The 25,224-nt window shown below is 63.8% G+C and carries 21 protein-coding genes and 1 tRNA gene; 15 read left to right on the plus strand and 7 right to left on the minus strand.

Annotated features, from left to right (window positions below; all coding sequences use genetic code 11):
- The first annotated feature begins 29 nt into the window (after positions 1 to 29).
- From PBR20603_RS15470 to PBR20603_RS15480, 3 genes are all read left to right on the plus strand, one after another.
- The gene (locus PBR20603_RS15470; RefSeq protein ID WP_150560406.1) at positions 30 to 1,151 is read left to right on the plus strand and encodes an ABC transporter ATP-binding protein; all 1,122 of its coding nucleotides are present in this window, start codon (positions 30 to 32) and stop codon (positions 1,149 to 1,151) included.
- Positions 1,152 to 1,250: 99 nt separating this feature from the next.
- Positions 1,251 to 2,957, plus strand: coding sequence for an ABC transporter permease subunit (locus PBR20603_RS15475; protein WP_150560527.1), 1,707 nt, complete (start codon positions 1,251 to 1,253; stop codon positions 2,955 to 2,957).
- A gap of 47 nt (positions 2,958 to 3,004) precedes the next feature.
- Entirely contained in the window at positions 3,005 to 3,916 is a 912-nt protein-coding gene (locus PBR20603_RS15480) for a dihydrodipicolinate synthase family protein (protein WP_150560407.1), read from the plus strand.
- A gap of 40 nt (positions 3,917 to 3,956) precedes the next feature.
- Here PBR20603_RS15480 and PBR20603_RS15485 read toward each other — a convergent pair whose 3' ends face one another.
- Entirely contained in the window at positions 3,957 to 4,832 is an 876-nt protein-coding gene (locus PBR20603_RS15485) for an IclR family transcriptional regulator (protein ID WP_150560408.1), read from the minus strand.
- A gap of 151 nt (positions 4,833 to 4,983) precedes the next feature.
- Here PBR20603_RS15485 and PBR20603_RS15490 point away from each other — a divergent pair, with 151 nt between their 5' ends.
- Both PBR20603_RS15490 and ppa read left to right on the plus strand, forming a co-directional pair.
- On the plus strand, positions 4,984 to 6,168 hold the full coding sequence (locus PBR20603_RS15490) for an alpha-hydroxy acid oxidase (RefSeq protein ID WP_150560409.1): 1,185 nt from the start codon (positions 4,984 to 4,986) through the stop codon (positions 6,166 to 6,168).
- A 102-nt stretch (positions 6,169 to 6,270) separates the two neighbouring features.
- The gene (gene ppa, locus PBR20603_RS15495; RefSeq protein WP_150560410.1) at positions 6,271 to 6,798 is read left to right on the plus strand and encodes an inorganic diphosphatase; all 528 of its coding nucleotides are present in this window, start codon (positions 6,271 to 6,273) and stop codon (positions 6,796 to 6,798) included.
- Positions 6,799 to 6,983: 185 nt separating this feature from the next.
- Here the strand turns inward: ppa and pdxR are convergent, their stop codons facing one another.
- Positions 6,984 to 8,474, minus strand: coding sequence for a MocR-like pyridoxine biosynthesis transcription factor PdxR (gene pdxR, locus PBR20603_RS15500; protein ID WP_150560411.1), 1,491 nt, complete (start codon positions 8,472 to 8,474; stop codon positions 6,984 to 6,986).
- A gap of 107 nt (positions 8,475 to 8,581) precedes the next feature.
- Here pdxR and PBR20603_RS15505 point away from each other — a divergent pair, with 107 nt between their 5' ends.
- Both PBR20603_RS15505 and PBR20603_RS15510 read left to right on the plus strand, forming a co-directional pair.
- On the plus strand, positions 8,582 to 9,805 hold the full coding sequence (locus tag PBR20603_RS15505; RefSeq protein ID WP_150560412.1) for a benzoate/H(+) symporter BenE family transporter: 1,224 nt from the start codon (positions 8,582 to 8,584) through the stop codon (positions 9,803 to 9,805).
- Positions 9,805 to 10,620 (plus strand): YggS family pyridoxal phosphate-dependent enzyme, encoded by an 816-nt coding sequence (locus tag PBR20603_RS15510; RefSeq protein WP_150560413.1) that lies wholly within the window; start codon positions 9,805 to 9,807, stop codon positions 10,618 to 10,620. The genes PBR20603_RS15505 and PBR20603_RS15510 overlap by 1 nt, the downstream gene beginning before the upstream one ends.
- Before the next feature lie 123 nt (positions 10,621 to 10,743).
- Here the strand turns inward: PBR20603_RS15510 and PBR20603_RS15515 are convergent, their stop codons facing one another.
- Together PBR20603_RS15515 and PBR20603_RS15520 are read right to left on the minus strand one after the other, a co-directional pair.
- Complete coding sequence (locus tag PBR20603_RS15515) at positions 10,744 to 11,346, minus strand: TetR/AcrR family transcriptional regulator (RefSeq protein ID WP_150560414.1); 603 nt, start codon at positions 11,344 to 11,346, stop codon at positions 10,744 to 10,746.
- A gap of 22 nt (positions 11,347 to 11,368) precedes the next feature.
- The gene (locus PBR20603_RS15520; RefSeq protein ID WP_150560415.1) at positions 11,369 to 11,983 is read right to left on the minus strand and encodes an NAD(P)H-dependent oxidoreductase; all 615 of its coding nucleotides are present in this window, start codon (positions 11,981 to 11,983) and stop codon (positions 11,369 to 11,371) included.
- Between the two features lie 176 nt (positions 11,984 to 12,159).
- On the opposite strand from PBR20603_RS15520, the gene PBR20603_RS15525 reads away from it, so the two are divergent.
- The 3 genes from PBR20603_RS15525 (at position 12,160) to PBR20603_RS15535 (ending at position 16,004) form a co-directional block, all read left to right on the plus strand.
- Complete coding sequence (locus tag PBR20603_RS15525) at positions 12,160 to 13,296, plus strand: GNAT family N-acetyltransferase (protein ID WP_150560416.1); 1,137 nt, start codon at positions 12,160 to 12,162, stop codon at positions 13,294 to 13,296.
- A 155-nt stretch (positions 13,297 to 13,451) separates the two neighbouring features.
- A complete protein-coding gene (locus tag PBR20603_RS15530) occupies positions 13,452 to 15,551 on the plus strand; it encodes an NAD(+) synthase (protein ID WP_150560417.1) in 2,100 nt (699 codons plus the stop codon).
- A gap of 114 nt (positions 15,552 to 15,665) precedes the next feature.
- Positions 15,666 to 16,004 carry a P-II family nitrogen regulator gene (locus tag PBR20603_RS15535; protein ID WP_150560418.1) on the plus strand — a complete coding sequence of 113 codons (339 nt, stop codon included), beginning with the start codon at positions 15,666 to 15,668 and terminating at the stop codon, positions 16,002 to 16,004.
- 144 nt (positions 16,005 to 16,148) lie between these two features.
- Here PBR20603_RS15535 and PBR20603_RS15540 read toward each other — a convergent pair whose 3' ends face one another.
- The 3 genes from PBR20603_RS15540 to trxB form a co-directional block, all read right to left on the minus strand.
- Positions 16,149 to 16,769, minus strand: a complete 621-nt coding sequence (locus PBR20603_RS15540) for a trimeric intracellular cation channel family protein (RefSeq protein WP_425495824.1) — start codon at positions 16,767 to 16,769, stop codon at positions 16,149 to 16,151.
- A 107-nt stretch (positions 16,770 to 16,876) separates the two neighbouring features.
- On the minus strand, positions 16,877 to 17,554 hold the full coding sequence (locus tag PBR20603_RS15545; protein WP_150560420.1) for a Smr/MutS family protein: 678 nt from the start codon (positions 17,552 to 17,554) through the stop codon (positions 16,877 to 16,879).
- 106 nt (positions 17,555 to 17,660) lie between these two features.
- Positions 17,661 to 18,617 carry a thioredoxin-disulfide reductase gene (gene trxB / locus PBR20603_RS15550; protein WP_150560421.1) on the minus strand — a complete coding sequence of 319 codons (957 nt, stop codon included), beginning with the start codon at positions 18,615 to 18,617 and terminating at the stop codon, positions 17,661 to 17,663.
- Between the two features lie 409 nt (positions 18,618 to 19,026).
- Here trxB and PBR20603_RS15555 point away from each other — a divergent pair, with 409 nt between their 5' ends.
- From PBR20603_RS15555 to PBR20603_RS15575, 5 genes are all read left to right on the plus strand, one after another.
- Positions 19,027 to 21,348, plus strand: coding sequence for a DNA translocase FtsK (locus tag PBR20603_RS15555; RefSeq protein ID WP_150560422.1), 2,322 nt, complete (start codon positions 19,027 to 19,029; stop codon positions 21,346 to 21,348).
- 5 nt (positions 21,349 to 21,353) lie between these two features.
- Positions 21,354 to 22,004: an outer membrane lipoprotein chaperone LolA gene (lolA, locus tag PBR20603_RS15560; protein WP_150560423.1), complete on the plus strand. Its 651-nt coding sequence runs from the start codon at positions 21,354 to 21,356 to the stop codon at positions 22,002 to 22,004.
- A gap of 123 nt (positions 22,005 to 22,127) precedes the next feature.
- Complete coding sequence (locus PBR20603_RS15565; protein WP_150560528.1) at positions 22,128 to 23,534, plus strand: replication-associated recombination protein A; 1,407 nt, start codon at positions 22,128 to 22,130, stop codon at positions 23,532 to 23,534.
- Between the two features lie 163 nt (positions 23,535 to 23,697).
- On the plus strand, positions 23,698 to 25,002 hold the full coding sequence (gene serS, locus PBR20603_RS15570) for a serine--tRNA ligase (protein ID WP_150560424.1): 1,305 nt from the start codon (positions 23,698 to 23,700) through the stop codon (positions 25,000 to 25,002).
- Between the two features lie 103 nt (positions 25,003 to 25,105).
- A tRNA-Ser gene (locus PBR20603_RS15575) sits at positions 25,106 to 25,196 on the plus strand.
- Positions 25,197 to 25,224 lie beyond the last annotated feature (28 nt).

The raw sequence follows: 25,224 nt of genomic DNA on the forward strand, positions 1-25,224 counted from the left end.
CGTTTCACGTTTTTTGGGGTGCTGATCTCATGACCGTTGCCAATCTCCAAGTCTCGGGCCTGTCCAAGCGCTACGGCGAATTCGTCGCGCTTGCACCGACCGACCTCGATGTCGCCCAGGGCGAATTCCTGACCTTGCTGGGCCCGAGCGGCTCGGGCAAGACCACCTTGCTCTCGCTCATCGCCGGTCTGTCGCAGCCCGATGCGGGCGCTATCCGCATCAACGGGACCGATGTCACGTACGGCGCACCGTACGAGCGCGACATCGGTATGGTGTTCCAGAACTACGCGCTGTTCCCGCACATGACCGTGGCGGAGAACATCGCATTCCCGTTGCAGATGCGTCGTACCGACGCGCAGACGGCTCGCAAGATGGTCATGAACGCGCTGGAGATGGTGCACCTGCCGCATGTGGCAGAGCGCTATCCGCGCGAACTCTCGGGTGGCCAGCAGCAGCGCATCGCCCTGGCGCGCTGCATGGTCTACCGGCCGTCGATCATTCTGATGGACGAGCCGCTGGGCGCGCTCGACAAGAAGCTGCGCGATCACATGCAGCTCGAGATCAAGCGCATTCACCGTGAACTCGGCACCACCATTGTGTACGTGACACACGATCAGGAAGAAGCGATGACGATGTCCGATCGCATTTGCCTGATGAACGCCGGCGAAATTGCGCAACTTGGCACGCCTGACGACCTGTATTTCCGTCCGAAAAGCGTGTTCGTGGCTGACTTCCTCGGTGAGTCCAACCTGCTCGACGCCACCGTGCTCGAGCGCGCGGGCGATCAGGTGCGCGTGACAATGCCTGGCGTGGAAGGCGCGAACGGTGCGCTCGCCATGGTCTACGACCCGCAGGTCGAGCGCGGCCGTCCGGTCAAGCTGATGCTGCGTCCGCAGAATCTGCACATTCAGGATGGCCAGCGCGGCGGCGATGGTGTGGCGACGATCTCGGCGAAGCTCACCGACATCATGGTCACCGGTGGCATGACGAAGCTGTATTTGCAATCGGACGTCACGGGCGGCAAGGCGGGCGAGCCGGGCAAGTCGCTCGTCGCGGCGTTCCCCACGCATCGTCAAGGCAACCGTTTCGAGATCGGGCAGACGCTGGGTCTGGCCTGGCACGCCGACGACGCTGTCGCGATCGCGGGGTAAGTGATGAGTGCATCCGCCGTGGTTCGTCCTTCGTCATCCAGTCCCGTCCAGCCGGCGCCGCGCCGCTCACGCTGGCGTGCGCGCCTGCGCCCAATGCTCATGGCGGCGCCGATCGTCATCCTGCTGACGGTCATGCTGGTCTATCCGGTCGGCCAGTTGCTGTTGCTGAGCATTCGCGGCGAGAGCGGCTTCACGCTCGCCGAATATCAGCGTCTGTTCGCCTCGCCGGTGTATGTCGAGGTGTTGCTCATCACGCTCAAGGTCTCGCTCTACACGACCTTCTTCGCGGTGCTTACGGGGTATCCGATTGCCTACCGGCTCTCGACGCTCACGGGGGCTCGCAAGCAGCGGCTGCTCTTCTGGCTCCTGGTGTCGTTCTGGACCAGTTTCCTCGTGCGCACGTTCGCGTGGGTGGTGCTGCTCGGCCGCAATGGGGTGGTCAACCGCACGTTGCTCGATCTCGGCCTGATCGACGCGCCGCTCTCGCTGCTGTACAGCTTCCCGGCGGTGATACTCGGCATGGTGCATGCGCTCATGCCGCTGGCCGTGCTCACGATGCTGTCCGTCATGGAGAACATCGATCGTCGTTTGCCGAGCGCGGCGTCGACGCTCGGCGCTCGTCCCGGCACGGTGTTCTGGCGCGTGTATTTCCCGCTGTCGTTGCCGGGTGTCGCGGCCGGCGCGCTGATGGTGTTCGTCACGTCGATCGGCTTCTTCATCACGCCGACGCTGCTGGGCGGACGTCATGAAACGATGATTACGCAGCTCATCATCGATCAGGTGATGCAGGCGTTGAACTGGGGCTTTGCCGGCGCGATTTCGGTGCTGTTGCTGGCCGTGGTGCTCGTCGTGTTCCTCGTCTACGACCGCATGGTCGGCCTGTCGACGATGGCAGGCGGCGCGGGTGACGTCAAAGCGGGCAAGCGACGCGGCGGCTGGAGCCGCATGCTCGGCGAGAAGGTACTCGGCGCGCTGGGCAGCGCGACCGATGCGCTGCTTCGCGTGATGCCGCGTCACAAGGGCGAGCAGGGCGATGGCCTCGTGCTGCGCGCGATCGTCTTCCTGCTGGTGGTGTTCCTTGCCGCGCCGGCGCTGCTGATGATTCCGGTGTCGTTCGACTCGGCTTCTGCACTGGCATGGCCGCCGAAGGGCTTCTCGCTGCAGTGGTATCAGCAGGTCTGGGATTCGCCGTTGTGGATGCAGGCTGTCACGCGCTCCATGCTGGTGGGCATTGGCGCTGGTCTGCTCTCGATGCTGATTGGCACACCCGCCGCGTTTCTGCTGGTGCGCGGCGGCATGCGTGGCAAGTCGGCAATGCTTGCCTTCGTGCTCGCCCCGATCGTGGTGCCGCGCATGATCCTGGCCGTCGGCGTGTTCTATTTCTTCGCCAAGATCGGTCTGGTGGGCTCGAATGTGGGGCTGACCATCGCGCATACGGTGGTTGCCGTGCCGTACGTCGTCATCACGATGATGGCGGTGCTGCGCAACTACGACACGCGTCTCGATCTGGCGGCCTACAGCCTGGGCGCACGCCCGTGGGCCACGCTGCGCCGCGTGACGTTCCCGATTCTCGGCGCGGGCCTGCTGTCGTCGTTCCTGTTCGCGTTCGCCACCTCGTTCGACGAACTCACGATTGCCCTGTTCACGTCGGGTGGCTTGTCGACCACGCTGCCCAAGCAGTTCTGGGACGAGCTCACGATGCAGATCTCGCCGGTGATCGCTGCGGTCTCCACGTGCCTGTTCCTTTTCATTGCCGCATTGATCTGGGTGGCCGAGCGCCTGCGCCGGCGCAGCCTCGCGACCTGATGCGGTATCCGATTTCTCCGAACTCACGATTCACGGACGTTTAACTCATGCTTCGCTCTGCACAACTGAAGGGCATTTTGCCGGCGATTCCCACGCCGGTGAATGCCGATGACACGATTCATACCGACGCCGCACGCGCGCTGATGCGCTACCTGCTGGGGCAGGGCATCGACGGCGTGGTGCCGCTGGGCGGCACGGGGGAGTACGGGGCGCTCTCGCGCCACGAGCGCGTGCGCATGGCCGAACTCACGGCGCGGGAAGTCAAGGACCACGGCCGCGACGTGCCGGTGATTGCGGGCGTACTCGACCCCGGCTATCACGACGCCATCGAAGCCGGCCGTGACTTCGCCGCCGCCGGTGCCGACGGCCTGCTCGTGCTCACGCCTTACTACACGAACCCGACGCAAGCCGGTATCCGCGACTACTTTCTGCGATACGCCGACGAGTCGCCACTGCCGATCCTGATCTACGAGATTCCGTATCGCACGCGTATCGCGATTGCGCCGGACGTGCTGCACGAGCTGTCGCGCCACGAGAACATCATCGGCATGAAGGCATGCAACACCGACATGTGGCACTTCCTGCGCACGGTTGCCGGTGTCGACGAGTCGTTCGCTGTGCTGAGCGGCGAAGACACGCTGTTCCCGCTGCATGTGGCGGCAGGCGCGCGCGGCGGCATCGTGGTGACGGCGTCGTTGTTGCCCACCGCGTGGCAGCGCATCTTCGCGCTCGCCTCGAAGGGCGAGACAGCCGAAGCGCTCGCGCTGCACCGCTCGCTCATTCCGCTGATGAACCTGGCGTTTGCCGAGACGAATCCGGGGCCGATGAAGTCGGTGATGGATCTGATCGGTGTGAACGCGCCGGCGATGCTCGCACCGCTGATGCCGCCCGCACCGGCGCTCTCGGCCGAACTGCGCGAGGAACTGGCCCGGCAACTGGCGATTTTTGAAGCGCGTTGAGGCGTTGGGATGCAGCGGCCTGTCCGCCGCCTGATGTGACTTAGCGGCGGAAGGTCGACAGTCGCGACTTCGAGATCGAGGTCGCGGCGACCTGAACGTGCGAAGCGAGTTCGGCTTCGACACGCTCACGCGTCCAGCGCGAGGTCGGCACGGAGATGTTGATGGCAGCGACGGCGTGTCCGTCGTGGTCGGTGATGGGAGCGGCGACCGAAATATCACCCATCACCGTCTCGCTCTCGACGATGGCATAGCCTCGTCGCGCGGCCATTTGTATGCGTTCGAGCAGTTTTTTCTCGTCCGTGACCGTGTACGGCGTCATCGGCTCGAGCGACGTGTTCGCCAGAATCTCGCGCACGCGGGCTTCGGGCAGGCGCGACAGGATGGCGATGCCGGACGCTGTGAACATGGCAGGCAGACGCGCACCGACGACGATGCCGATGTTCACGAGATGCTGACCCGGAAAGCGCGCGACGTACACGATCTCGTGACCGTCCAGCTCCTGCAGGTTGGTCGTCTCGCCCACGCGGCGGAAGATGTCGAGCAGATACGGTGCGGCCTTCTCAACGAGGTCGTTCGCGCGGATGTAGTTGTACGAGAACTGCAGCACCTTGGTGGTAAGACCGTAGGTCCGCGTCTCGGGCACGCGAAAGAGGTAGCCGAGGACTTCCAGCGTATGCACGAGCCGTTGTGTGGCGCTGCGATCAAGCCCCGCCGCCTTGGCGATGTCGCCGAGCGTCATGTAGCGCGCCGGGCCGTCAAAGGCGTGCAGGACTTGAAACGTCTTTTCGGTCGAGCCGACGAAGAGCGATGAGCGCGGTGCAGGTTGCGCAGTATCCGCCGCGCCGGTGGATTTGGCTGACGGAGTGTCGGGCGCGTCTTCAGTGCGGTGGGATGACCGGGCGGGCAAGCGCGGCATGGGATGTACCGGTATGTTCGGATTGTAACGATTGTGATTGTAATGCAATTGTTTGTGAGCAAGTAGCGATTTGTCCCCGAGGCAAGTTGTGAGGGCAAGGATGCCTATCTCGTGGCGAGCCCCGCGAGCGGACATGAGGACAGGGGGAGTGATGCACGCATTTTCCTGCGTGGAGGATTACCGCCGGGCTGCCCGGCGGCGTCTGACGAAGCTGGCGTTCGATTATCTGGAAGGCGGCGCCGAGGATGGCGACGCGCTGCGCCGCAATCGCGACGCGTTCGGCCAGTGGGGCTTTTCGCCGCGGGTACTGACCGACACGTCGCGGATCGCGTGCGCGACGACCTTCTGGGGGCGTGACGCGGCTGCCCCGATGGCGGTAGGGCCGACCGGGCTCAACGGTCTGTTCTGGCCACGGGCGGATGAACTTCTCGCGCGCGCGGCGGCCGACGCGGGGCTGCCGTTCGTGTTGTCGACGGCGTCGACCTCGTTGCTGGAGGATGTGCGCGCCGCGGTCCCCGATGGCGAACTGTGGCTCCAGCTTTATGTGCAGCAGGACCGTCGCATTGCCGAGAGCATGATGCGGCGTGCGCGCGAGGCCGGCTTCCGGACGTTGCTGCTGACGGTCGACACGCCGGTGCATGGCAAGCGCGATCACGACACGCGCAACGGTTTCAAGCTGCCGCTGCGCTTCACGCCGCGACTGGTGGCGGACTGCATGCGGCATCCGCACTGGAGTTGGCAGATGCTGACCCACGGCGCGCCGCAACTGCGCAATATTGCCCAAAGCGTGGGCGAGCGTGCCGATCTGGCGCGTCATTCGGCGATGTTGAGCCGTCAGATGGATTTGTCGCTCAGTTGGGACGATCTGGCCTGGGTGCGACGCCATTGGCCGGGCGAAGTGCTCGTCAAGGGTATTCAGACGGTGGGGGACGCCCGGCTGGCGCAGGCGCACGGCGCGGATGGCATCGTTGTCTCGAATCACGGCGGTCGGCAACTGGGCAGCACGCTCGCGCCTCTCGAGGCGCTGCCGCCGATCGTCGAGGCGTTGAGCGCTGGCGGTTCCACGATGGCCGTGTTCGTCGATGGTGGCGTGCGGCGCGGTGCCGACGTGGCCAAGGCGGTCGCGCTGGGCGCCAAGGGGGTGCTGCTCGGCCGGGCGCCGCTGTATGGCGTAGCGGCGTGCGGCGGGAAAGGGGCCGCCGGGGTGCTCGCGCTGTTGCTTGGCGAGTTGCGCACGACGATGCAACTGCTGGGCTGCGCAAACGTTGACGAACTCACCCCGCAGAGGCTCGCCCGTCTGCCGGCCATGCAGGCGAATCAGGCAAACCCGCTATAATGTTCCGCGCCCGATTGCCGTCGGGCGGCGTGGCATCCGGCAGGTTGGCGGGCGCGCACGCCGTGCGGCGGCATGCCCCTTTTCATACACAGGAATGCCATCATGAGCTTCAACCACGTGCCTGCCGGCAAGGACATCCCCAACGATTTCAACGTCATCATCGAGATTCCGGCGCAAAGCGATCCGGTGAAGTATGAAGCCGATAAGGATCTGGGTCTGCTGGTCGTTGACCGCTTCATCGGCACGGGCATGCGCTACCCGGCCAACTACGGCTTCATTCCGCAAACGCTGGCTGGCGATGGCGACCCCGTCGACGCGCTGGTCGTCACGCCGTTCCCGCTGCTGGCGGGCTCGGTCGTTCGCTGCCGCGCGCTGGGCATGCTCAACATGACCGACGAGTCGGGCGTGGACGCCAAGCTGGTGGTCGTGCCGGTCGACAAGATCTGCCCGATGACGGCACACATGAAGTCGCTCGACGACGTGCCGGGTTACCTGAAGGACCAGATCAAGCATTTCTTCGAGAACTACAAGGCGCTCGAGAAGGGCAAGTGGGTCAAGGTCGAAGGCTGGGAAGGCATCGAAGCCGCCCATAAGGAAATCGTCGACGGCGTGGCCAACGCGAAGAAGTAAGCGATTTTCGCCTTGCGGCGTCGCCTGTCGACGTCAGAGAAACCCGGCCGAGCGCCGGGTTTTTTGTTTCGCGATGACGTCCATTCGGGCAACCGGCCGGTGAGCCGGCAAGCCACATAGCGCAAACGTGGTTGACCCGTTCATGGGCTGCGGGCTGCCAGCCAGGGCATCGGCCCGGGCGTTCCTTACCTGCGCAACGTCAAGGCAGACAGCACTCCGACAAGTTGCTTGACAGCGATTTCCAACTCTCCGGGGGAATGGGCGGCGAAGCCCATGAGGAAACCGGGTATGGGCTTGCTGGTGGCATGCAGCGCAGTCAGTCCAAGCAGGTCAATGCCTTCCCGGCGCGCCGCATCAACCGCTTCCTGCTCGGGAATGTCGCGCACGAAGACACATGGCATCTGCATCCCTCCGGCAGGGACTCGTGGTTCCACGAAATCGGACAGATGCTTGCGCACCAGCCGTGCCAACACATCGCGCCGCTCGGCATAGACAGTCCGCATGGTGCGCACATGCGCACCGAAATGGCCACCTTCGATGAACCGTGCCAACGTCAACTGAGGAATGGGCGCGCTGTGCCCGTCCAGCAGGGTACGGGCTACCGTCATGGGGGCGACGAGCTGCGAGGGCAGCACCATGTAGCCGATTCGAAGACCGGGGAACAGGGATTTGGTGAAGGTGCCGATATAGATCGTCCGCTCGTGCAGATCGAGCCCTTGCACGCAGGCCGTGGGCTTGCCCGCATAGTGGAACTCGCTGTCGTAGTCGTCCTCGATGATCCAGGCGCGCTGCTGGCGAGCCCACTCAATGACGGCCAGGCGCCTGTCCAACGCGAGCGTGGCCCCGGTCGGGAATTGATGCGACGGCGTTAAGAACACGGCTTTGCCGGGCTGCGTCGCAGCGCGAAGATGATCGACTTGCATGCCGTCGGCATCCAGCGGCACGGGCAAGCATTCGAGGCCGGCAGCATCAAATGCCTTGCGTGCGCCGTGGTACACGGGATCTTCGATGAAAATCCGATCGCCGGCATCCAGCAGCACGGTGGCGCAAAGTGTCAGCGCTTGCTGGGAACTGGTCAGCACCAGCACGCGTTCAGGTGTGGCTCGGGCACCGCGTTCGAGATTGACGTAGTCCGCGATGGCCCGCCGCAGCGGCTCCATGCCCTGTGGGGGGCTGTGCAGCAGCGCTTGCGTTCCGTATTCCTTCAAGACTTGCCGCTCCAGCCGTTCCCACGTCTGGAGCGCAAAGCTGCGTGTTTCCGGCACGCCGGGGGCGAACGGGCGCGGTGTCAGGAAGTCGCGCACGCCACCGCTCTGGTACATGGCGCTGCCGCGCTGGCTCAGGCGCAGTGTTTCCTTGGGCGTGACTGCGCGACGAGCCGTGCCGCGCCCTGGCAGACGTTGCGCACGCGCCGATACGAAGCTACCGCTGCCGACACGCCGCTCGATGAAGCCTTCCGCATGCAACTGGCTGTAGGCCGACTCGACCGTGTCGCGGGACACCCCCAATGAGTGGGCAAGGGAGCGCGACGCCGGCAGCCGTTTGCCCACATCGAGCGTGCCGTCGAGGATCAACTGTCGAATGGCTCGTTGCACGCGCGCGTGCAAGGGCAAAGCGCCATGTGACGGGTCGCCGATCCAGGCTTTGACGGACTCGAGTTGGGCGTGTTTGAACAATTGGCTGGTATCGCTTCGAAAAAATGGAGGGGCACAGGCAGCCATTTTAAAACTATAAATACGGTTCGGAACGCATTCATCCATCTTTCAGGAGTTGCCGTCAGGCCATGGCATCTGTCCCATCCCATTCGTCCATTCGTTGGCGCGATCTCCCCCATCCGGTCGTGGCCGGTCTCATTTCGGTCATCGTCAATTACGGCGGCACGTTCATCCTGGTGTTTCAGGCCGCCAAAGTGGCCGGACTCAGCCCGGCCTTGACGGCGTCGTGGGTCTGGTCGATTTCCATTGGCGTGGGAGTGACAGGACTCCTCCTGAGCGGGATGTTCCGCGAGCCGATCATTACCGCCTGGTCCACGCCAGCGGCGGCGTTTCTGGTCACCGCGTTGGCCTCGACTTCGTATGCCGAAGCCGTGGGCGCTTACCTGATATCGGCGCTCGCCTTCGTGATACTCGGGCTGTCGGGCTGGTTCGATCGCGTGATTCGCCTGATCCCGCCGGGCGTGGCGGCTGGGCTGCTTGCAGGCATCTTGCTGCAGTTCGGTATCAAGGCTTTCGGCGGCATGAGCATCGACCCGCTGCTGGCCGGGCTGCTGATCGCCGCCTATGTGGTGCTCAAGCGGTTCTCTGCCCGTTACGCGGTGGTGGGCATTCTCGTGCTGGGGCTGACCTTCCTGCTGATTCAGAATCGTGTCGATCTGTCGGGGCTAACGCTGACCCTGGCTGCGCCGGTCTTTACCATGCCCGTCTTTTCCCTCAATGCCTTGCTCAGTGTGGCGCTGCCGCTGTTCCTGATTACGCTGACCGGCCAATACATGCCCGGCATGCTGGTGCTTCGCAATGAAGGCTTCAAGACCAGCGCCAATCCCATCGTGACCATCACCGGCTTGGGCTCGTTGTTAATGGCGCCGTTTGGTTCGCACGCCTTGAATATTGCTGCCATCACGGCGGCCATCTGCACGGGGCGAGAAGCGCACGAAGTGCCGTCCAAGCGCTGGATTGCCGGTGTTGCCGCAGGGATTTTCTACATCCTGATCGGCCTGTTTGGGGTGACTCTGGCTGCAGTGTTCACGGCCTTTCCTGCGACGTTCATCACCACGCTGGCTGGTCTTGCCCTTTTGGGCACTATCGGCAGCAGCCTTGCCAGCGCAATGGCCGACGCCAAAACCCGTGAAGCCTCGCTGATCACCTTTTTGGCCGCCGCCGCCAACATCACGCTGTTGGGGATCGGCGGCGCGTTCTGGGGACTGGTCGTCGGGCTGATGGCTTACGCGGTACTCAATGGCCGGTTGCCACAGAGGATGCTGAAATCCGCCGGCATGAGGAGAGGCTGATGTTCACGGCCGCCGACACACAAACCCGTCACGACAAGCATGGCTGCTATCCAGAGGCCACTACGGTCGAGGATTTTCGACGCAACCTGTCGCGCGTGCAGGCGCGCATCGCTGCCGCTTGTCACCGCGCAGGCCGCGATCCTGCAGACGTTCGGCTGTTGCCAGTCAGCAAGACCAAGCCCGAGGCGAGCCTGCGTTTGGCCTACGCCGCCGGCTGCCGCATGCTGGGCGAGAACAAGGTGCAGGAGGCCCATCGCAAATGGGAGGCGATGCAGGATCTGACCGATCTGCGCTGGTCAGTCATTGGCCATCTGCAAACCAACAAGGCGAAATTGGTGGCGCGCTTTGCCGCGGAGTTCCAGGCACTGGACAGCCTGCGGCTGGCCGAGGCGCTGGATCGCCGCCTGCAAATCGAAGGGCGTTCGCTCGATGTGTTCGTGCAGGTCAACACCTCCGGTGAGGCCAGCAAATACGGCCTCTCCCCCGAGGACGTGCCCGCCTTTGTCCAGGCGCTGCCGGCGTTCTGCGCGTTGCGCGTGCGCGGGCTGATGACGCTGGCGCTCTTCTCCAGCGATGCCGAACGAGTGCGGCAGTGCTTCATCCGGCTACGCCAGCTACGCGCTCAACTGCGTCAGAGCGCCCCTGCCGGCATCGCTCTGGACGAACTGTCGATGGGTATGTCGGGCGACTTCGAGATCGCCGTTGAGGAAGGCGCCACCGTGGTACGCGTGGGCCAGGCCATCTTTGGCGCACGTCCCATGCCGGACAGCCATTACTGGCCCGGCGAACCCAGCGCAGACGGCTCACGTCCATGAAATCTGTCAGTCCATGGACTGGCGATGTGATTCACCAGCGACGGGAGCGCCGGCGCGTGCGGTGCCGGGCGTTGGGCCGTGGGGGCGTGGATCTTCCGCCCGTGCTCGCCTCTGTGGATGCGTCTACGGCTTGTGGCGTTTGACCATCGCCAGAATCGTCTGCAACAGTTCCGCCCGGGCTTCGTCAGGGGTGATGTCGCCTGCCACGGCGGCGTCCGAGAGCGAATCGGCGGCTCCCAGCATGGCCCACATGGCGGGCGTGGAGACGCCTGACGGCCCGGCGAACGGGGCGAGAATCGCCGCACACTTCTCGATAAAGGTTTGCTGATACTGCCGCTTCACGGCGGCAAGCTCCGCCGAGCCGCTGAGTGCCGCCAGAACGCCCGAGATCTCGCGGCCTTGTGCCAACACGCACGTGACATAACTCGAGGCGATCACGCGGGCCTTTTCCTGCAAGGTGGGTTTCGCGGCGGCCACCGCGCTGTCGAAGATCGCCGTCTGGCGCTCGTCGTAGTCTTGATACAGCGCGGCCAGAAGCCCATTGCGCGTGCCGAAGTGGTCGTACACCACCGGCTTCGTGACACCCGCCTCGTCCGCCAGACGCCCCAGGGTCAGGGCGTCGGTGCCCTCGTCGCCGATGAGTCCCCATGCCGCGTCGAGCAACTGTCGTGTGCGGGCTTCGCGTGGCATGCGGCGGCGTGCAGAGGAATCGGCGGCTGGGCTCATGGTCAGAAGGATACGTATCGGGTCAGGAAGCGCGAGCGAAGACCTTCTGGCCGATGGCCCGCGCTGTCTCGAGATGCGCCTCAGGGTAGCCGGTGTCGGAGCTCAGGAGCAACTCGGATGTCACGACCTGCGCGCCGCAGTAGTCGAAAATCCCGTGATCGATCTGGGTCTTCATCGCGCCGAAGTAGCCGTGCCGGGCGATGGTGCGTTGGTCGGCACCGCCCACGGCCACGAGATGCACCCGCAGACGTTGCAGCTTCTTCTTCACCTTGCCGCCTTCCACGTCCTCATAGGCCCAGCCCTGCGTGAATACGCGATCAATCCATCCCTTGAGCAAGGCGGGGAACGACCACCAATAGATCGGGTAGACGAGAACCAGCGCGTCGGCCCGGTCGATTCTGGCATGCTCGGCAGCAACGTCGGCGGGCGCCGCTTGCGTCTTGCGGAACAGCGCGAGATCGGCGGCGGCGAATCTCGGATCGAAACCCTCCGCCGCCAGATCGGCAATCTCTGCGGAGTGCGCAGGCGTGTGATGTGGTTGCTGCGGCGTCGAGGCGATCCCCTCGGCAACGTGCGAGGCGATGGCATGGGTCAGCGAATGTGGGTCGGGATGTGCGACAACGACGAGCGCATGCATGACGGATCACTCCATTTGAAATAACTTACCAATGGTAACTTACTTTTGGTAAGTTGCGCTTCGTCGACTCGGCGGCCTGAAGACAATGGCGAGTTCGGCGACAATGTCGGCCAGTGGCAGGGTTCTCTGCTGGCGGGTGCTGTGCTGTAGCCGCCGGTTCGCAGACGAGGTGTGATGTGAGCAGCGACGTAGTCATCCGTGTAGTGCAATCGATTGAAAACGTGCCGGCCGACGCGTGGGATGCGCTCGCGGGCGGCAATCCCTTCGTGCAGCACGCGTTCCTGCATGCCCTGCATACGAGCGGATGTGCGTCGAAGCGCACCGGCTGGCAGCCGGCTTATCTGCTCATGCATGCCGCAGACGTGCTTGTGGGCGCCATGCCGCTCTATGTCAAATCGCATTCGCGTGGTGAGTACGTGTTCGATCACGCGTGGGCTGATGCATTTGCGCGTCACGGTCTGAACTATTACCCCAAGCTGCTGTGCGCCGTGCCGTTCTCTCCGGTGACGGGGCCGCGCCTGCTCGCGCGTACGCACGCCGACCGGGTGGCGCTCGCCCGTGGCGCGATTGCCTTCGCGAAGCAGCTCGAGTTGTCGTCGATCCATGTGCTGTTCACCCATGACGACGACCTGGCGGCACTCACCGAGGCTGGCTATATGCTGCGCGAAGGCGTGCAGTTCCATTGGGAGAACCCGGGCTTTGCCACGTTCGACGACTTTCTCGCGCAGATGAATCAGGAAAAGCGCAAGAAGCTCAAGCAGGACCGCCGACGCGTACGCGAGGCCGGGGTGACATACCGGTGGCTGCGCGGTGCCGACATTGACGATGCCGCGCTCGACTTCTTCTATCAGTGCTACGACAACACCTATCGTGAGCACTGGAATGCCCCGTATCTGACCCGTGCATTCTTCGGGCAGGTACATGCGGCGATGCCGGACGCGTTGCTGCTTGTCATGGCCGAGCGAGATGGTGCGCCGTTGGCATGCGCACTGAATGTGGTGAGTGGCGACACGATGTACGGGCGGTATTGGGGCACGACGGACTTCGTCTCCGGCATGCATTTCGAGACGTGCTACGCGCAGGGCATCGAATATTGCATCGCGCACGGGCTGCGCAGTTTCGAGGGCGGGGCGCAGGGCGTGCACAAGATGTCGCGTGGTCTGCTGCCTACCCCGACGTGGTCGGCGCACTGGATTGCCGACGCGCGCTTCGCCGACGCGATTGCCGAGTTTCTTGATTCGGAGACCTCGGCAATGGACGAGCATATCGGCGAGCTCGAGGCGCACACCCCGTTCAAGCGCCTGGCGACGTGAACTCGCGGCATCGCGCATCGGCCTCCGGCACAGTGGGGCCTCGCGTAATATACTGGCGAATCTAACGTCCGCCGCCCGCGCCGGGCGGGCGCCAGCCTCGGGCTGCAGCGCCCGCCGAGGTCACGGCACACGGGCGATGCATGGTAGCCGCCGACATGACCCACCGATTTCTCAATCTCTACAATCACGATTTCGCGCGCGTAGCCGTCGGGGTGCCGCAATGCCGCGTGGCCGATCCCGTCTACAACGCCGCGCAGACCATCGCACTCGCGAAGCAGGCCGATGCGGCCGGCGCGGTCCTCGTCGCCTTCCCCGAACTGGGCATTCCCGCCTATAGCTGCGAAGACCTGTTCCAGCAGCGCGCACTGCTCGACGCCTGCGACGCTGCGCTCGCCGATATCGTGGCGGCGAGCCGCGAATTGGGCGCAGCGCTGATCGTCGGCATGCCGGTGCGCGTGCAGCAGCGCCTGTTCAATTGCGCCGTTGTCGTCGCACGCGGACGCATTCACGGCGTTGTTCCCAAGACATATCTGCCGAACTACAGCGAATTCTACGAAGCACGTCAGTTCAACGCCGCCGATGACGCCGGCGTCGATACGGTGACGTTGCTTGGCGGCGACGTGCCGTTCGGCTCGCTTATCTTCGAAGCCGCCGATCAACCGTTGCTGCGCTTTCACTGCGAGATTTGCGAGGATGTCTGGGTGCCGGTGCCGCCGTCGTCGTTCGCGGCGCTGGCCGGTGCGACGGTACTGGTCAACCTGTCGGCTTCGAATGTGGTGGTGGGCAAGTCGGCCTATCGTCATCAACTGGTCGGTCAACAGTCGGCGCGATGCCTCGCGGCGTATCTATACACGTCGGCCGGGCAGGGCGAATCGACGACCGATCTCGCCTGGGACGGGCAAGCGCTCATCTATGAAAACGGCGACATGCTGGCCGAGTCGGCACGTTTCGCCAGCGAATCGCATCTGATATATGCGGACGTCGATCTGGAGCGGCTCGCGCGCGAGCGCATGCACCAGACGACGTTCGGCGTGTCCGTGCGGCGTCATGCCGGCGAGGTCGCGCGATTCCGCACGATCCAGGTCGATGTCACGTTGCCGCGTGACGCCGAGCTGCCGCTCAAGCGCGCCATCGAACGCTTCCCGTATGTGCCGTCCGACCCGCGCCGGCGTGACGAGCGCTGCCATGAGGTCTACAACATTCAGGTGCAGGCGCTGATGCAGCGTCTGGCGTCGTCGAAGATTCAGAAGGTCGTCATCGGTGTGTCCGGTGGCCTCGATTCGACGCATGCGTTGCTCGTGTGCGCGAAGGTCATGGACCGGCTGGGTTTGCCGCGCACCAACATTCTGGCGTACACGATGCCGGGCTTCGCCACGAGCGAGCGCACGCTGCGTCAGGCGCGCGAGTTGATGGACGCGGTCGGATGCACGGCGCGCGAGATCGACATCCGCCCGAGCTGCATGCAGATGTTGAAGGACCTCGATCATCCGTTCGCGAAGGGCGAAGCCGTCTACGACGTCACCTTTGAAAACGTGCAGGCTGGCGAGCGCACCAATCATCTGTTCCGTCTGGCGAATCATCTGGGCGCGATCGTGATCGGCACGGGGGACCTGAGCGAACTGGCACTGGGCTGGTGTACGTATGGCGTGGGCGACCATATGTCCCACTACAACGTGAACGCCAGCGTGCCCAAGACGCTCATCATGCACCTCGTGCGATGGGTGGCCGAGACGGGGCAGTTGGGCGGTGCGGCGTCGGCGAAGCCCGCCAAGGGCGGCAAAGAGGCGGGGCAGCATCGCAACGTCCTCATCGACATTCTCGAGACGGAAATCAGCCCGGAGCTGGTGCCGGGCAAGGCCAACGGTGCGCCCGAGCAGCGCACCGAGCATTTCATCGGGCCGTACGAGCTGCAGGACTTCAACCTCTATTACACGCTGCGCTTCGGCTATGCCCCGCGCAAGGTGGCGTTCCTTTCGTGGAGCGCATGGCACGACGCCTCGACCGGACGCTGGCCCGACGAAGGGCATCTTGCCCGCAACGCCTACGATCTGATCGCGATCAAGCGCAACCTGCGGATTTTCCTGGACCGGTTCTTCCGCACGAGTCAGTTCAAGCGGTCGTGCATTCCGAATGCACCGAAGGTCGGCACGGGCGGCTCGTTGTCGCCGCGCGGCGACTGGCGCGCACCGAGCGATTCGGAGTCGGTGGTGTGGCTCGCGGACCTGGACACGGTGCCCGACGACCCGCACGCCTGAGTGCCATATGACGGGAGGGTGGGGGCTGCACGCTGTCATCGGCGTGCCGTCCCCGGACCGGTACAATAGCCCGGCGAATTTTCAGAACAAACCAACCAAGATATCGAGGCGACAATGAAACGCGTAACTGCCATCATCAAACCCTTCAAGCTCGACGAAGTCCGCGAAGCGCTGGCCGAAGTCGGCGTGACCGGCCTGACCGTCACGGAAGTGAAGGGCTTCGGCCGTCAGAAGGGGCACACCGAGCTGTATCGCGGCGCGGAATATGTTGTCGACTTCCTGCCGAAGATCAAGATCGAAGTCGTGGTGAGCGCGGCGCAGGCCGAGCTGGTCATCGACGCGGTGCTGGGCGCAGCGCGCACCGGCAAGATCGGCGACGGCAAGATTTTCGTGACCGATGTCGAGCGCGTGATCCGCATCCGCACGGGCGAAGAGGGCGAGCAGGCGGTCTGAGGCCGGCGCCGTCGTCACCGTCGTTGCAGCCATCGCTGCACATCGCGGCAGGGCGACAACGAACGCGGGCGAGATCGAGGCAGGCGAGGAGAGCGAGGAGGGCGATGGCTGCGCAGGCGGCGTCGCCCTTTGTCGTTCAGGGCGTCAGGACTTGAGCCGGACGTCGAATGCGACAGTGATCAGGCGCACGAAAATGACCGAGAGGGCGCTGATCGACAGGCTGTAGACCGGGTCGAGGTCAGCGTAGGTGAGGGCGATGTAGATCCAGCCGCCGATGAAGGCGCACACCGCGTAGGGGCGAGTGTCTCGTAACACCAGCGGCACTTCATTGCACAGGATGTCGCGCATGACGCCGCCGCCAACGCCGGTAATCACACCCATCATCACGGACATGAACGCCGACATGTCGGTCTGCAACGCCAGCGAGGTGCCTGACGCACTGAAGAACCCCAGGCCGATCGCGTCCGTAATGAGCAGCATGCGCTCAGTGGCCACGCGCGAGACAAGCCGCAACACGCCGGACGTCGATAGCGAGAGTACGAGGATGATGACCGTGTACCACTGATGCTGCACCCAGTAGAAGGGACGGTGGTCGAGCAGCACGTCGCGCAGCGTGCCGCCGCCGAAGGCGGTTGCAAAGGCCAGCACGAATGCGCCGACCGGGTCGAGGTGCTGCTTGCGGGCTTCGGCGAAACCGGAAATGGCGCACGACATGACGGCGATGGCCTCCATCACGGCCAGTATCGTATGCAGTTGGGCGCTCATCTCGTGAATCATCGGCGAATCCTGTCAGTGAAACGTCGTGATCTATGGCGGAATTGACCGAGTGACGGCGCGCGCGTCGAAGCGATGACGCGCCCAGGGCGAGTGGATTACCCGCGCGATGTGCGCGACTGCGCAGCCTGGAGCAATACTACCAGTGCCCCCCCACCGCCGTCGCGCCCTTGCGCCTGTGCCCAAGCCAGCACTTCGTTCTTCTGTGCCAGCCAGCCCCGCACCTTGTCCTTGAGCACCGGTTCGCGATTCACCGAACCGAGCCCCTTGCCGTGAATCACGCGCACGCAGCGCAGGCCGCGCTTCACGGCGTCGTGCAGGAAGGCGGAGAGTGCTTCGCGGGCTTCGTCGCGACGCATGCCATGCAAGTCGATCTGCGCCTGCACCACCCACTCTCCGCGTTGCAGCTTGAGCACGGCGTCGTGACTGATGCCGGGGCGACGGTAAGACAGGCGGTCGTCGGTGTCGAGCAGAGCTTCGGGGTCGAACTCGTCGGATAGCGACTCGAACAGCACGGCCGCTTCGTCTTCCTGGGTCTGCCGTGCCACGGGCTCTGGCGGCTGGCGCGGATGTTCGACGCGATTGGTCGCGCCCTTGCTGGGCAGCGGGGCGATGTCGCCGATACTGTCGCGGAACACATTCGCATCGCGCTTGGCTTGCGCTGCGCGTTTGGCGGCGGCAAGGCGTTCGGCTTCGCGCGCAGCGGTTTCCTTCGCGAGGGAATCGCGCAGGCTGGCGAGATCGCCGAGGCTGAGTTTGGGAGGCTTCTTGCTCATGGTCGTGCGAACAAGGACGGTGGAGGGTAAGACAACAACGGCGCCCTGACCGTATGAAAGCTCACAAGCTCACACAGCGTGGGCGCCGCAGCAAGGCGTTGCGCGATTACTGGTCGAGATTTTCGAGGTATCGCTGCGCATCGAGCGCGGCCATGCAGCCCGTGCCGGCGCTGGTAATGGCCTGACGGTAGACGTGATCCTGCACGTCGCCCGCTGCGAACACGCCCGGCACGCTGGTGGCCGTGGCGTTGCCGTTCAGGCCGCTGTGCGTGACGATGTAGCCGTTCTTCATCTCAAGCTGGCCCTCGAAGATGTCGGTATTCGGCTTGTGGCCGATCGCGATGAACACGCCGTGCAGCGCGATGTCTTCGTGTGCGCCGGTCTTCACGTTCTTGATGCGCACGCCGGTCACGCCCGAGTTGTCGCCGGTCACTTCGTCGAGCACGCTGTCGTACTTGAGTTCGACCGCGCCTTGCTTGGCCTTCTCCAGCAGACGGTCGATCAGGATCGGCTCGGCGCGGAACTTGTCGCGACGGTGAATCACCGTGACCTTGCTGGCGATGTTGGCGAGGTACAGGGCTTCTTCGACGGCCGTGTTGCCACCGCCGACCACGCAGACTTCCTTACCCTTGTAGAAGAAGCCGTCGCAGGTGGCGCAGGCGGACACGCCGCGACCGGAGAACGCTTCTTCGGACGGCAGGCCGAGGTACTGGGCCGAGGCGCCGGTAGCAATGATCAGGGCGTCGGCCGTGTATTCGCCGGAATCGCCGATCAGACGCAGCGGGCGCTCGTTCAGATGCACCGTATGAATGTGATCGAAGATCATCTCGGTGTTGAAATGCTCGGCGTGAGCCTGCATACGGGCCATCAGCTCGGGGCCTTGCACACCGGTCGGGTCGCCGGGCCAGTTCTCGACGTCCGTGGTGGTCATCAACTGACCGCCCTGGGCGATACCCGTGATCAGCACAGGCTTGAGGTTGGCGCGCGCGGCATAGACGGCGGCGCTGTAGCCGGCGGGGCCGGAACCGAGAATCAGGACTTTGGCATGCTTGGCAACGGACATGGACGGACTCACCGGAAAGGGGGATGGGGGCTGGCGCCGGAGCCCGTGCTGCAAGCGTGAAGCAGGGGGCGAAATGGCGCAAACCGACATTATAAGGGGCCGACGTCGTTTCGTTGATCGAGCCTTGCAATCGACGCGATAGCCTTCGGACGGTACACACCGCCCGGGACCTGGCCACGGATGGCGACGCCGGGCCGTCTCCTAAATTTGGGGGCAGAAGCGCCGGGCACAAGGCAGCGGCGTGCCGGAGCGCGGGCGAGGACGTGTCACCGGCCGTCGCCGAACGGGGCCGGGAGGCCCGGCGTTACTGCTTGTCACCTTTTCCTGCCTTGAGCGATGTAATAGTTGTTTACAATGGAGCCTTGCCGCGCGGCAGGCCGCCCGTCTGCCCGCCCAACCGCATGGCTTGATGACGACGAAATCTTCCTACTCTGCTGGTGCCGGATCGTCGTTACCCAACCGGGTGACGCACCTTTTCCATGAAATCCGCTGGATGGCGCAAGTCGCGCTGATGGTGTTCCTGTTGATGGCGTTGTTCTCCTACAGCCGCTTGGACCCCAGCTGGACGCATGCGGCGCACGTGGAGCGCATCGCCAACTGGGCGGGGCGTGTCGGCGCCTGGGTCGCCGACATGCTGCTGCTCATGCTCGGCTTGTCCGCTTACTGGCTGGTGGTCTTCATCGGCCGGCGGGTGATTTCGGGCTACCGCCGGATCTCGGCCAAGCGCGAAGCGCCTCCACTGCGCGAGAGGCTCGCCAGCGGCGGATGGGTGGAGATCGTCTCGTCGCTGATGGTGCTGCTCTCCAGTGCTGGCATCGAGTCGCTGCGTCTTTACCGTTTCAAAGCGCAATTGCCGCGAGCCTCGGGCGGCGTGATTGGCGAGACCGTCGGTGGTTTCTTCCAGCACGCGCTGGGCTTTACCGGCGGCACGTTGGCGCTGCTGCTGATCTTTGCCTTCGGGCTGTCGCTGCTGTTTCATTTTTCCTGGCTTTCCGCTGCCGAAAAGCTCGGCGCATTGATTCTCGATACCGGCACTGTGATCCGTCGCCGCCGCGAGGCGCGTCAGGACCGCCGGCTGGGCGAGGAGGCGGCCATCGCACGAGAGGGTGCGGTCGTGCAGAACCGCGTGCGCACCGAAGTGCACGAGCCCGTGCAGATCGTTCCGCCGGTCAAGGTGGTGCCCAAGAGCGAGCGCGTGGAGAAGGAAAAGCAGGCGCCGCTCTTTGCCGATCTGCCTGATTCCATCCTTCCGCCGCTGGCGCTGCTCGATCCTGCGCCGGCTGCACAGGAGACCGTCTCGGGCGAGACCCTCGAATTCACGTCGCGTCTGATCGAGAAGAAGCTCAAGGACTTCGGCGTCGAAGTGAATGTTGTGGCCGCCTATCCCGGGCCGGTCATCACCCGTTACGAAATCGAACCGGCGACGGGCGTGAAGGGCAGCCAGATCGTCAATCTCGCGAAGGATCTGGCGCGTTCGCTCTCGCTCGTGTCGATTCGTGTGGTCGAGACCATTCCCGGCAAGAACTTCATGGGGCTGGAGTTGCCGAATCCGCGCCGTCAGACGGTGCGTCTGACGGAAATTCTGGGCTCGGAGATCTACAACGATTCGTCCTCGTTGCTGACGTTGGCGCTCGGCAAGGACATCGGCGGCAAGCCGGTTGTGGCCGATCTGGCGAAGATGCCTCACTTGCTTGTCGCCGGTACAACCGGCTCAGGCAAGTCGGTCGGGATCAACGCGATGATTCTGTCGCTGCTCTACAAGGCGACGGCGGAACAGGTCCGGCTGATCCTGATCGATCCGAAGATGCTCGAAATGAGCATGTACGAAGGCATCCAGCATTTGCTGTGTCCGGTGGTGACCGACATGCGTCAGGCGGGCCATGCGCTGAACTGGGTGGTGGCCGAGATGGAGCGCCGCTACAAGCTGATGAGCAAGCTCGGCGTGCGTAACCTGGCCGGATACAACAACAAGATCGACGACGCAGCGAAGCGCGAAGAACACATCCCGAATCCGTTCTCGCTCACGCCCGACGAACCGGAGCCGCTGCAGCGTCTGCCGTACATCGTGGTGGTGATCGACGAGTTGGCTGACCTGATGATGGTCGTGGGCAAGAAGGTGGAAGAACTGATCGCCCGTATTGCGCAGAAGGCGCGTGCAGCGGGTATTCACCTGATTCTGGCAACGCAGCGCCCGTCGGTGGACGTCATCACGGGGCTTATCAAGGCGAACGTGCCGACGCGTGTGGCGTTCCAGGTGTCGTCGAAGATCGATTCGCGCACCATTCTCGACCAGCAGGGCGCCGAAACGCTGCTGGGCATGGGCGACATGCTGTACATGCCGCCGGGCACCGGGTTGCCGTTGCGTGTGCATGGGGCGTTCGTGGCCGATGACGAAGTGCATCGCGTGGTCGAGCGGCTCAGGGAGCAGGGCGAGGCGAATTACGTCGACGGCATTCTGGATGGGGCGGTCGAAGGTGAAGACGGCGGCATCGACGGTGCCGGCGGCGGAACTGCCGAGGGCGGTGGCGAGTCCGATCCGCTTTACGATCAGGCCGTCGCGGTGGTGCTCAAACAGCGCCGCGCATCGATCTCGCTGGTGCAACGGCATTTGCGCATCGGCTACAACCGGGCGGCGCGGCTGCTTGAGCAGATGGAACAGTCCGGCGTGGTGTCGGCGATGGCGAGCAACGGCAACCGGGAAATTCTGGTGCCGAATCGCGAAGGAGAATAAGGAACATGCTGGGATTCAAGCGCGGCTTGCCGCTCATCGCGGGTGCTGTCGGCGTGACGCTGGCGGTGCTGGTCGCTCCGGCTTATGCGAGCGGCACGGCCCAGCTCAAGGCGTTCGCGGCGCAGGTGAAGTCCGCGCGCGGCGAGTTTGAGCAAAGGCAGGTCAAAGGGCAGCAGGACGGTGGCATGAAGGTGATGAACACGGCGTCGGGCACGTTTGAGTTTTCGCGTCCGGGCCGCTTTATCTGGCGTTACGTCAAGCCCTACGACCAGTTGCTGCAGGCGGATGGCGAAACGCTCTATATCTACGACAAGGACCTGAATCAGGTGACGGAGCGCAAGCTGGGCACCTCGTTGGGCGCGAGTCCGGCGGCGATCTTGTTCGGCAGCAACGACATCGAGAAGAATTTCACGCTCAAGGATGCGGGGGTGAAGAACGGTATCGATTGGGTGGAGTTGAAGCCGAAGTCGCAGGACACGCAATTCCAGCGCGTGGGCATCGGTTTTCGCGATGGCAATCTGGCGGCGATGGAACTGTACGACGCGTTCGGCAACGTCACTTTGCTGACGTTCGACAAGATCCAGAAGAACCCCCCCATGCCGGCGGACAACTTCAAGTTCACGGTGCCCAAGGGGGCCGACCTGATCAAGGGGTGAGTGTGATTCGTCCCCGTCGCAGCGAATGTATATAGCGCACGGGCTGGCCACGGGGCTGGCATAATGGGGACATCTGATTATCCGAATGCGGCCGGGGACTCCCCGGCCGCGCTGCTTGAGAACATGCCAGACGACGCCCCTCTGTCGGCTTCGGTGCCTTTGGCCGAGCGCCTGCGCCCCCATACCATCGATGACGTGATTGGCCAGCGCCACCTGCTGGGCAAGGGGAAACCTTTGCGCGTGGCGTTTGAGGCGGGCCGTCCGCACTCGATGATTCTCTGGGGGCCGCCGGGCGTGGGCAAGACGACGCTGGCACGCCTGATGGCCGATGCGTTCAAGGCGTACTTCATCGCCCTGTCGGCAGTGCTCTCCGGCGTAAAGGACATTCGCGACGCCGTCGAGGCTGCCCAGATCCAGCGTGCGCAGGGCAAGCAGACACTGGTGTTCGTCGACGAAGTGCACCGTTTCAACAAGGCGCAGCAAGACGCCTTCCTGCCGCACGTCGAGTCAGGGCTTTTCATTTTCGTCGGGGCGACGACGGAAAATCCGTCGTTCGAGGTGAACGGCGCATTGCTCTCACGCGCGGCTGTCTATGTGCTCAAGAGCCTGAACGACGACGAGCTTGGCGAGATGATCACGCGCGCCTCGCGCGAGTTGGGCGATATTGGATTCACCGACGAGGCGCGGCAGGGTCTCATCGACTCGGCGGACGGTGACGGCCGCAAGCTGCTCAATAACGTGGAGATCGTCGCGCAGGCGGCGACATCGCAGGGTCTCAAAACGATTGATGACGCGTTGCTTGCCAGCGTGCTTGCCGAGAATCTGCGTCGCTTCGACAAGGGGGGCGATGCGTTCTACGACCAGATCAGTGCGTTGCACAAGTCGGTGCGCGGCAGCTCGCCGGACGGTGCGCTTTACTGGTTCTGTCGCATGCTCGACGGCGGTGCCGATCCGCGCTATCTCTCGCGCCGGATTGTCCGGATGGCGTGGGAGGACATCGGTCTGGCTGACCCGCGCGCGGCGCGCATCGCGTTGGATGCCGCAGAGACATACGAGCGTCTGGGCACGCCGGAAGGCGAACTCGCGTTGGCACAGGCCATTCTGTATCTTGCGGCGGCGCCTAAGTCGAACGCGGGTTACAACGCATACAACCAGGCGCGGGCGTTCGTTGGCAAGGACAAGTCACGGGCCGTGCCGATCCATCTGCGTAATGCGCCGACGAAGCTGATGAAGGAGCTCGGCTACGGCCACGAGTATCGCTATGCGCATGACGAGCCCGATGCTTACGCGGCCGGCGAGACGTATTTCCCTGACGATATGCGGGCCCAGAATTGGTACCGTCCGGTGCCGCGCGGTCTGGAAGGCAAGATTGGGGAAAAGCTCAATTGGCTGAAGTCGCTCGATGCCGAGTGGCGGCGTGCGAACGTCAAGGGGCGTAAGTCCGACGCGACGGCGAAGCCATCTGGCGGCGGGGCGACATCTTCCGGCAAGAACCCGCCGGCCGAGCCTTCCGACGACGAGACGGCCTGACGCGGATACCGCCGACATCACAAACGCGCCAAATGGCGAAATCGCGGTGCGCGTTTGGTAAAATCCTCGCTTTGATGCTGTATCCGGCGCCATGAGGGCGCGGGGCGGCCAGAACGAATTCCATGGTCCAAGACAATGGGCCACTAACGACAGACATCCCACCATGCTCGACATTCAACTTCTTCGCAAGGATCTCGACGGCGTTGCAGCGCGACTCAAGGCGCGCGGTTATACGCTGGACGTAGCGACGTTTGCTGCGCTCGAGGCGGAGCGCAAGCAGATCCAGACGCAAACCGAGGAGCTGCAGGCGCGCCGCAATGCGCTCTCGAAGCAGGTCGGCATGAAGAAGGGCAAGGGCGAGGACGCTTCGGCCGAGATTGCCGAAGTCGGCGGCATTGCCGATACGCTCAAGACGTCGTCGGTGCGGCTCGAGGAGATTCAGACGCGTCTGTCGGATCTGCTGCTGGGCGTGCCGAATCTGCCGCACGAGAGCGTGCCGGTCGGATCGGACGAAACGCAGAACGTGGAAGTGCGCCGCTGGGGTACGCCGCGCGTGTTTGACTTCCCGGTGCGCGATCACGTTGATCTGGGTGCTGCGCTTGGCCTGGACTTCGATGCGGCGGCAAAGCTCGCGGGGGCACGTTTCTCGGTGATGAAGGGTGGCATTGCGCGACTGCATCGTGCGCTGGCGCAGTTCATGATCGACACGCATACGTCGGAGCATGGCTACACGGAGATGTACGTGCCGTACATCGTGAATGCGGCGTCGATGCGTGGCACGGGCCAGCTTCCGAAGTTCGAGGACGACTTGTTCAAGGTGCCGCGCAAGGTGGGCGGTGAAGACGGCGAGCGCATCGAGAACTTCTATCTGATTCCGACGGCGGAAGTGTCGCTGACGAATCTGGTGCGTGATGAGTTGCTGGCGGCCGACGCCGTGCCGATGCACATGGTGGCCCATACGCCGTGCTTCCGTTCGGAGGCGGGCAGCTATGGCAAGGACACGCGCGGCATGATTCGTCAGCATCAGTTCGACAAGGTCGAGTTGGTGCATGTGGTGCGCCCTGAGGAGTCGTACGACACGCTGGAAATGCTGGTTGGCCACGCGGAAGCGATTCTGCAGAAGCTGAAGCTGCCGTACCGCACGATTGTGCTGTGCACGGGCGACATGGGTTTCGGCAGTGCGAAGACGTACGACATGGAAGTGTGGATTCCTGCGCAGAACACATATCGCGAGATTTCGTCGTGTTCGAACATGGAGAACTTCCAGGCTCGCCGGATGCAGGCGCGTTTCCGTAATGCTCAGGGCAAGCCGGAACTGGTGCACACGCTCAACGGTTCGGGACTGGCCGTGGGACGCGCGTTGGTGGCAGTGCTGGAGAACTATCAGAACGCGGATGGTTCGGTGACGATCCCTGACGTGCTGCGTCCGTACATGGGAGGCATCGAGTGTCTCAAACCGGATGCATAAAAAATTTGGAAAAAAGGGGTTGGCAGCGGAAGAAATTCGGCTATAATCTCTTTCTCGCTGCTTGAGGCCACTCAGGCAGCGAACCAAAGCAGAAAGAACGCTTGGAGAGGTGGCAGAGTGGTCGAATGCGCCGGACTCGAAATCCGGTGTACGGTTATACCGTACCGTGGGTTCGAATCCCACCCTCTCCGCCAAGCCTCTTGCTTTGCAAAAAAGTGCCCG

Origin of the sequence: Pandoraea bronchicola (assembly GCF_902459805.1) — a bacterium.
Classification (GTDB): Bacteria; Pseudomonadota; Gammaproteobacteria; order Burkholderiales; family Burkholderiaceae; genus Pandoraea; species Pandoraea bronchicola.

Excerpts from the sequence above, each read along its gene's own strand:
- PBR20603_RS15470 (WP_150560406.1), top strand. The coding sequence starts at position 30 with ATGACCGTTGCCAATCTCCAAGTCTCGGGCCTGTCCAAGCGCTACGGC.
- PBR20603_RS15475 (WP_150560527.1), top strand. The coding sequence starts at position 1,251 with ATGGCGGCGCCGATCGTCATCCTGCTGACGGTCATGCTGGTCTATCCG.
- PBR20603_RS15480 (WP_150560407.1), top strand. The coding sequence starts at position 3,005 with ATGCTTCGCTCTGCACAACTGAAGGGCATTTTGCCGGCGATTCCCACG.
- PBR20603_RS15485 (WP_150560408.1), bottom strand. The coding sequence starts at position 4,832 with ATGCCGCGCTTGCCCGCCCGGTCATCCCACCGCACTGAAGACGCGCCC.
- PBR20603_RS15490 (WP_150560409.1), top strand. The coding sequence starts at position 4,984 with ATGCACGCATTTTCCTGCGTGGAGGATTACCGCCGGGCTGCCCGGCGG.
- ppa (WP_150560410.1), top strand. The coding sequence starts at position 6,271 with ATGAGCTTCAACCACGTGCCTGCCGGCAAGGACATCCCCAACGATTTC.
- PBR20603_RS15505 (WP_150560412.1), top strand. The coding sequence starts at position 8,582 with ATGGCATCTGTCCCATCCCATTCGTCCATTCGTTGGCGCGATCTCCCC.
- PBR20603_RS15510 (WP_150560413.1), top strand. The coding sequence starts at position 9,805 with ATGTTCACGGCCGCCGACACACAAACCCGTCACGACAAGCATGGCTGC.
- PBR20603_RS15515 (WP_150560414.1), bottom strand. The coding sequence starts at position 11,346 with ATGAGCCCAGCCGCCGATTCCTCTGCACGCCGCCGCATGCCACGCGAA.
- PBR20603_RS15520 (WP_150560415.1), bottom strand. The coding sequence starts at position 11,983 with ATGCATGCGCTCGTCGTTGTCGCACATCCCGACCCACATTCGCTGACC.
- PBR20603_RS15530 (WP_150560417.1), top strand. The coding sequence starts at position 13,452 with ATGACCCACCGATTTCTCAATCTCTACAATCACGATTTCGCGCGCGTA.
- PBR20603_RS15535 (WP_150560418.1), top strand. The coding sequence starts at position 15,666 with ATGAAACGCGTAACTGCCATCATCAAACCCTTCAAGCTCGACGAAGTC.
- PBR20603_RS15540 (WP_425495824.1), bottom strand. The coding sequence starts at position 16,769 with ATGAGCGCCCAACTGCATACGATACTGGCCGTGATGGAGGCCATCGCC.
- PBR20603_RS15545 (WP_150560420.1), bottom strand. The coding sequence starts at position 17,554 with ATGAGCAAGAAGCCTCCCAAACTCAGCCTCGGCGATCTCGCCAGCCTG.
- trxB (WP_150560421.1), bottom strand. The coding sequence starts at position 18,617 with ATGTCCGTTGCCAAGCATGCCAAAGTCCTGATTCTCGGTTCCGGCCCC.
- PBR20603_RS15555 (WP_150560422.1), top strand. The coding sequence starts at position 19,027 with ATGACGACGAAATCTTCCTACTCTGCTGGTGCCGGATCGTCGTTACCC.
- lolA (WP_150560423.1), top strand. The coding sequence starts at position 21,354 with ATGCTGGGATTCAAGCGCGGCTTGCCGCTCATCGCGGGTGCTGTCGGC.
- PBR20603_RS15565 (WP_150560528.1), top strand. The coding sequence starts at position 22,128 with ATGCCAGACGACGCCCCTCTGTCGGCTTCGGTGCCTTTGGCCGAGCGC.
- serS (WP_150560424.1), top strand. The coding sequence starts at position 23,698 with ATGCTCGACATTCAACTTCTTCGCAAGGATCTCGACGGCGTTGCAGCG.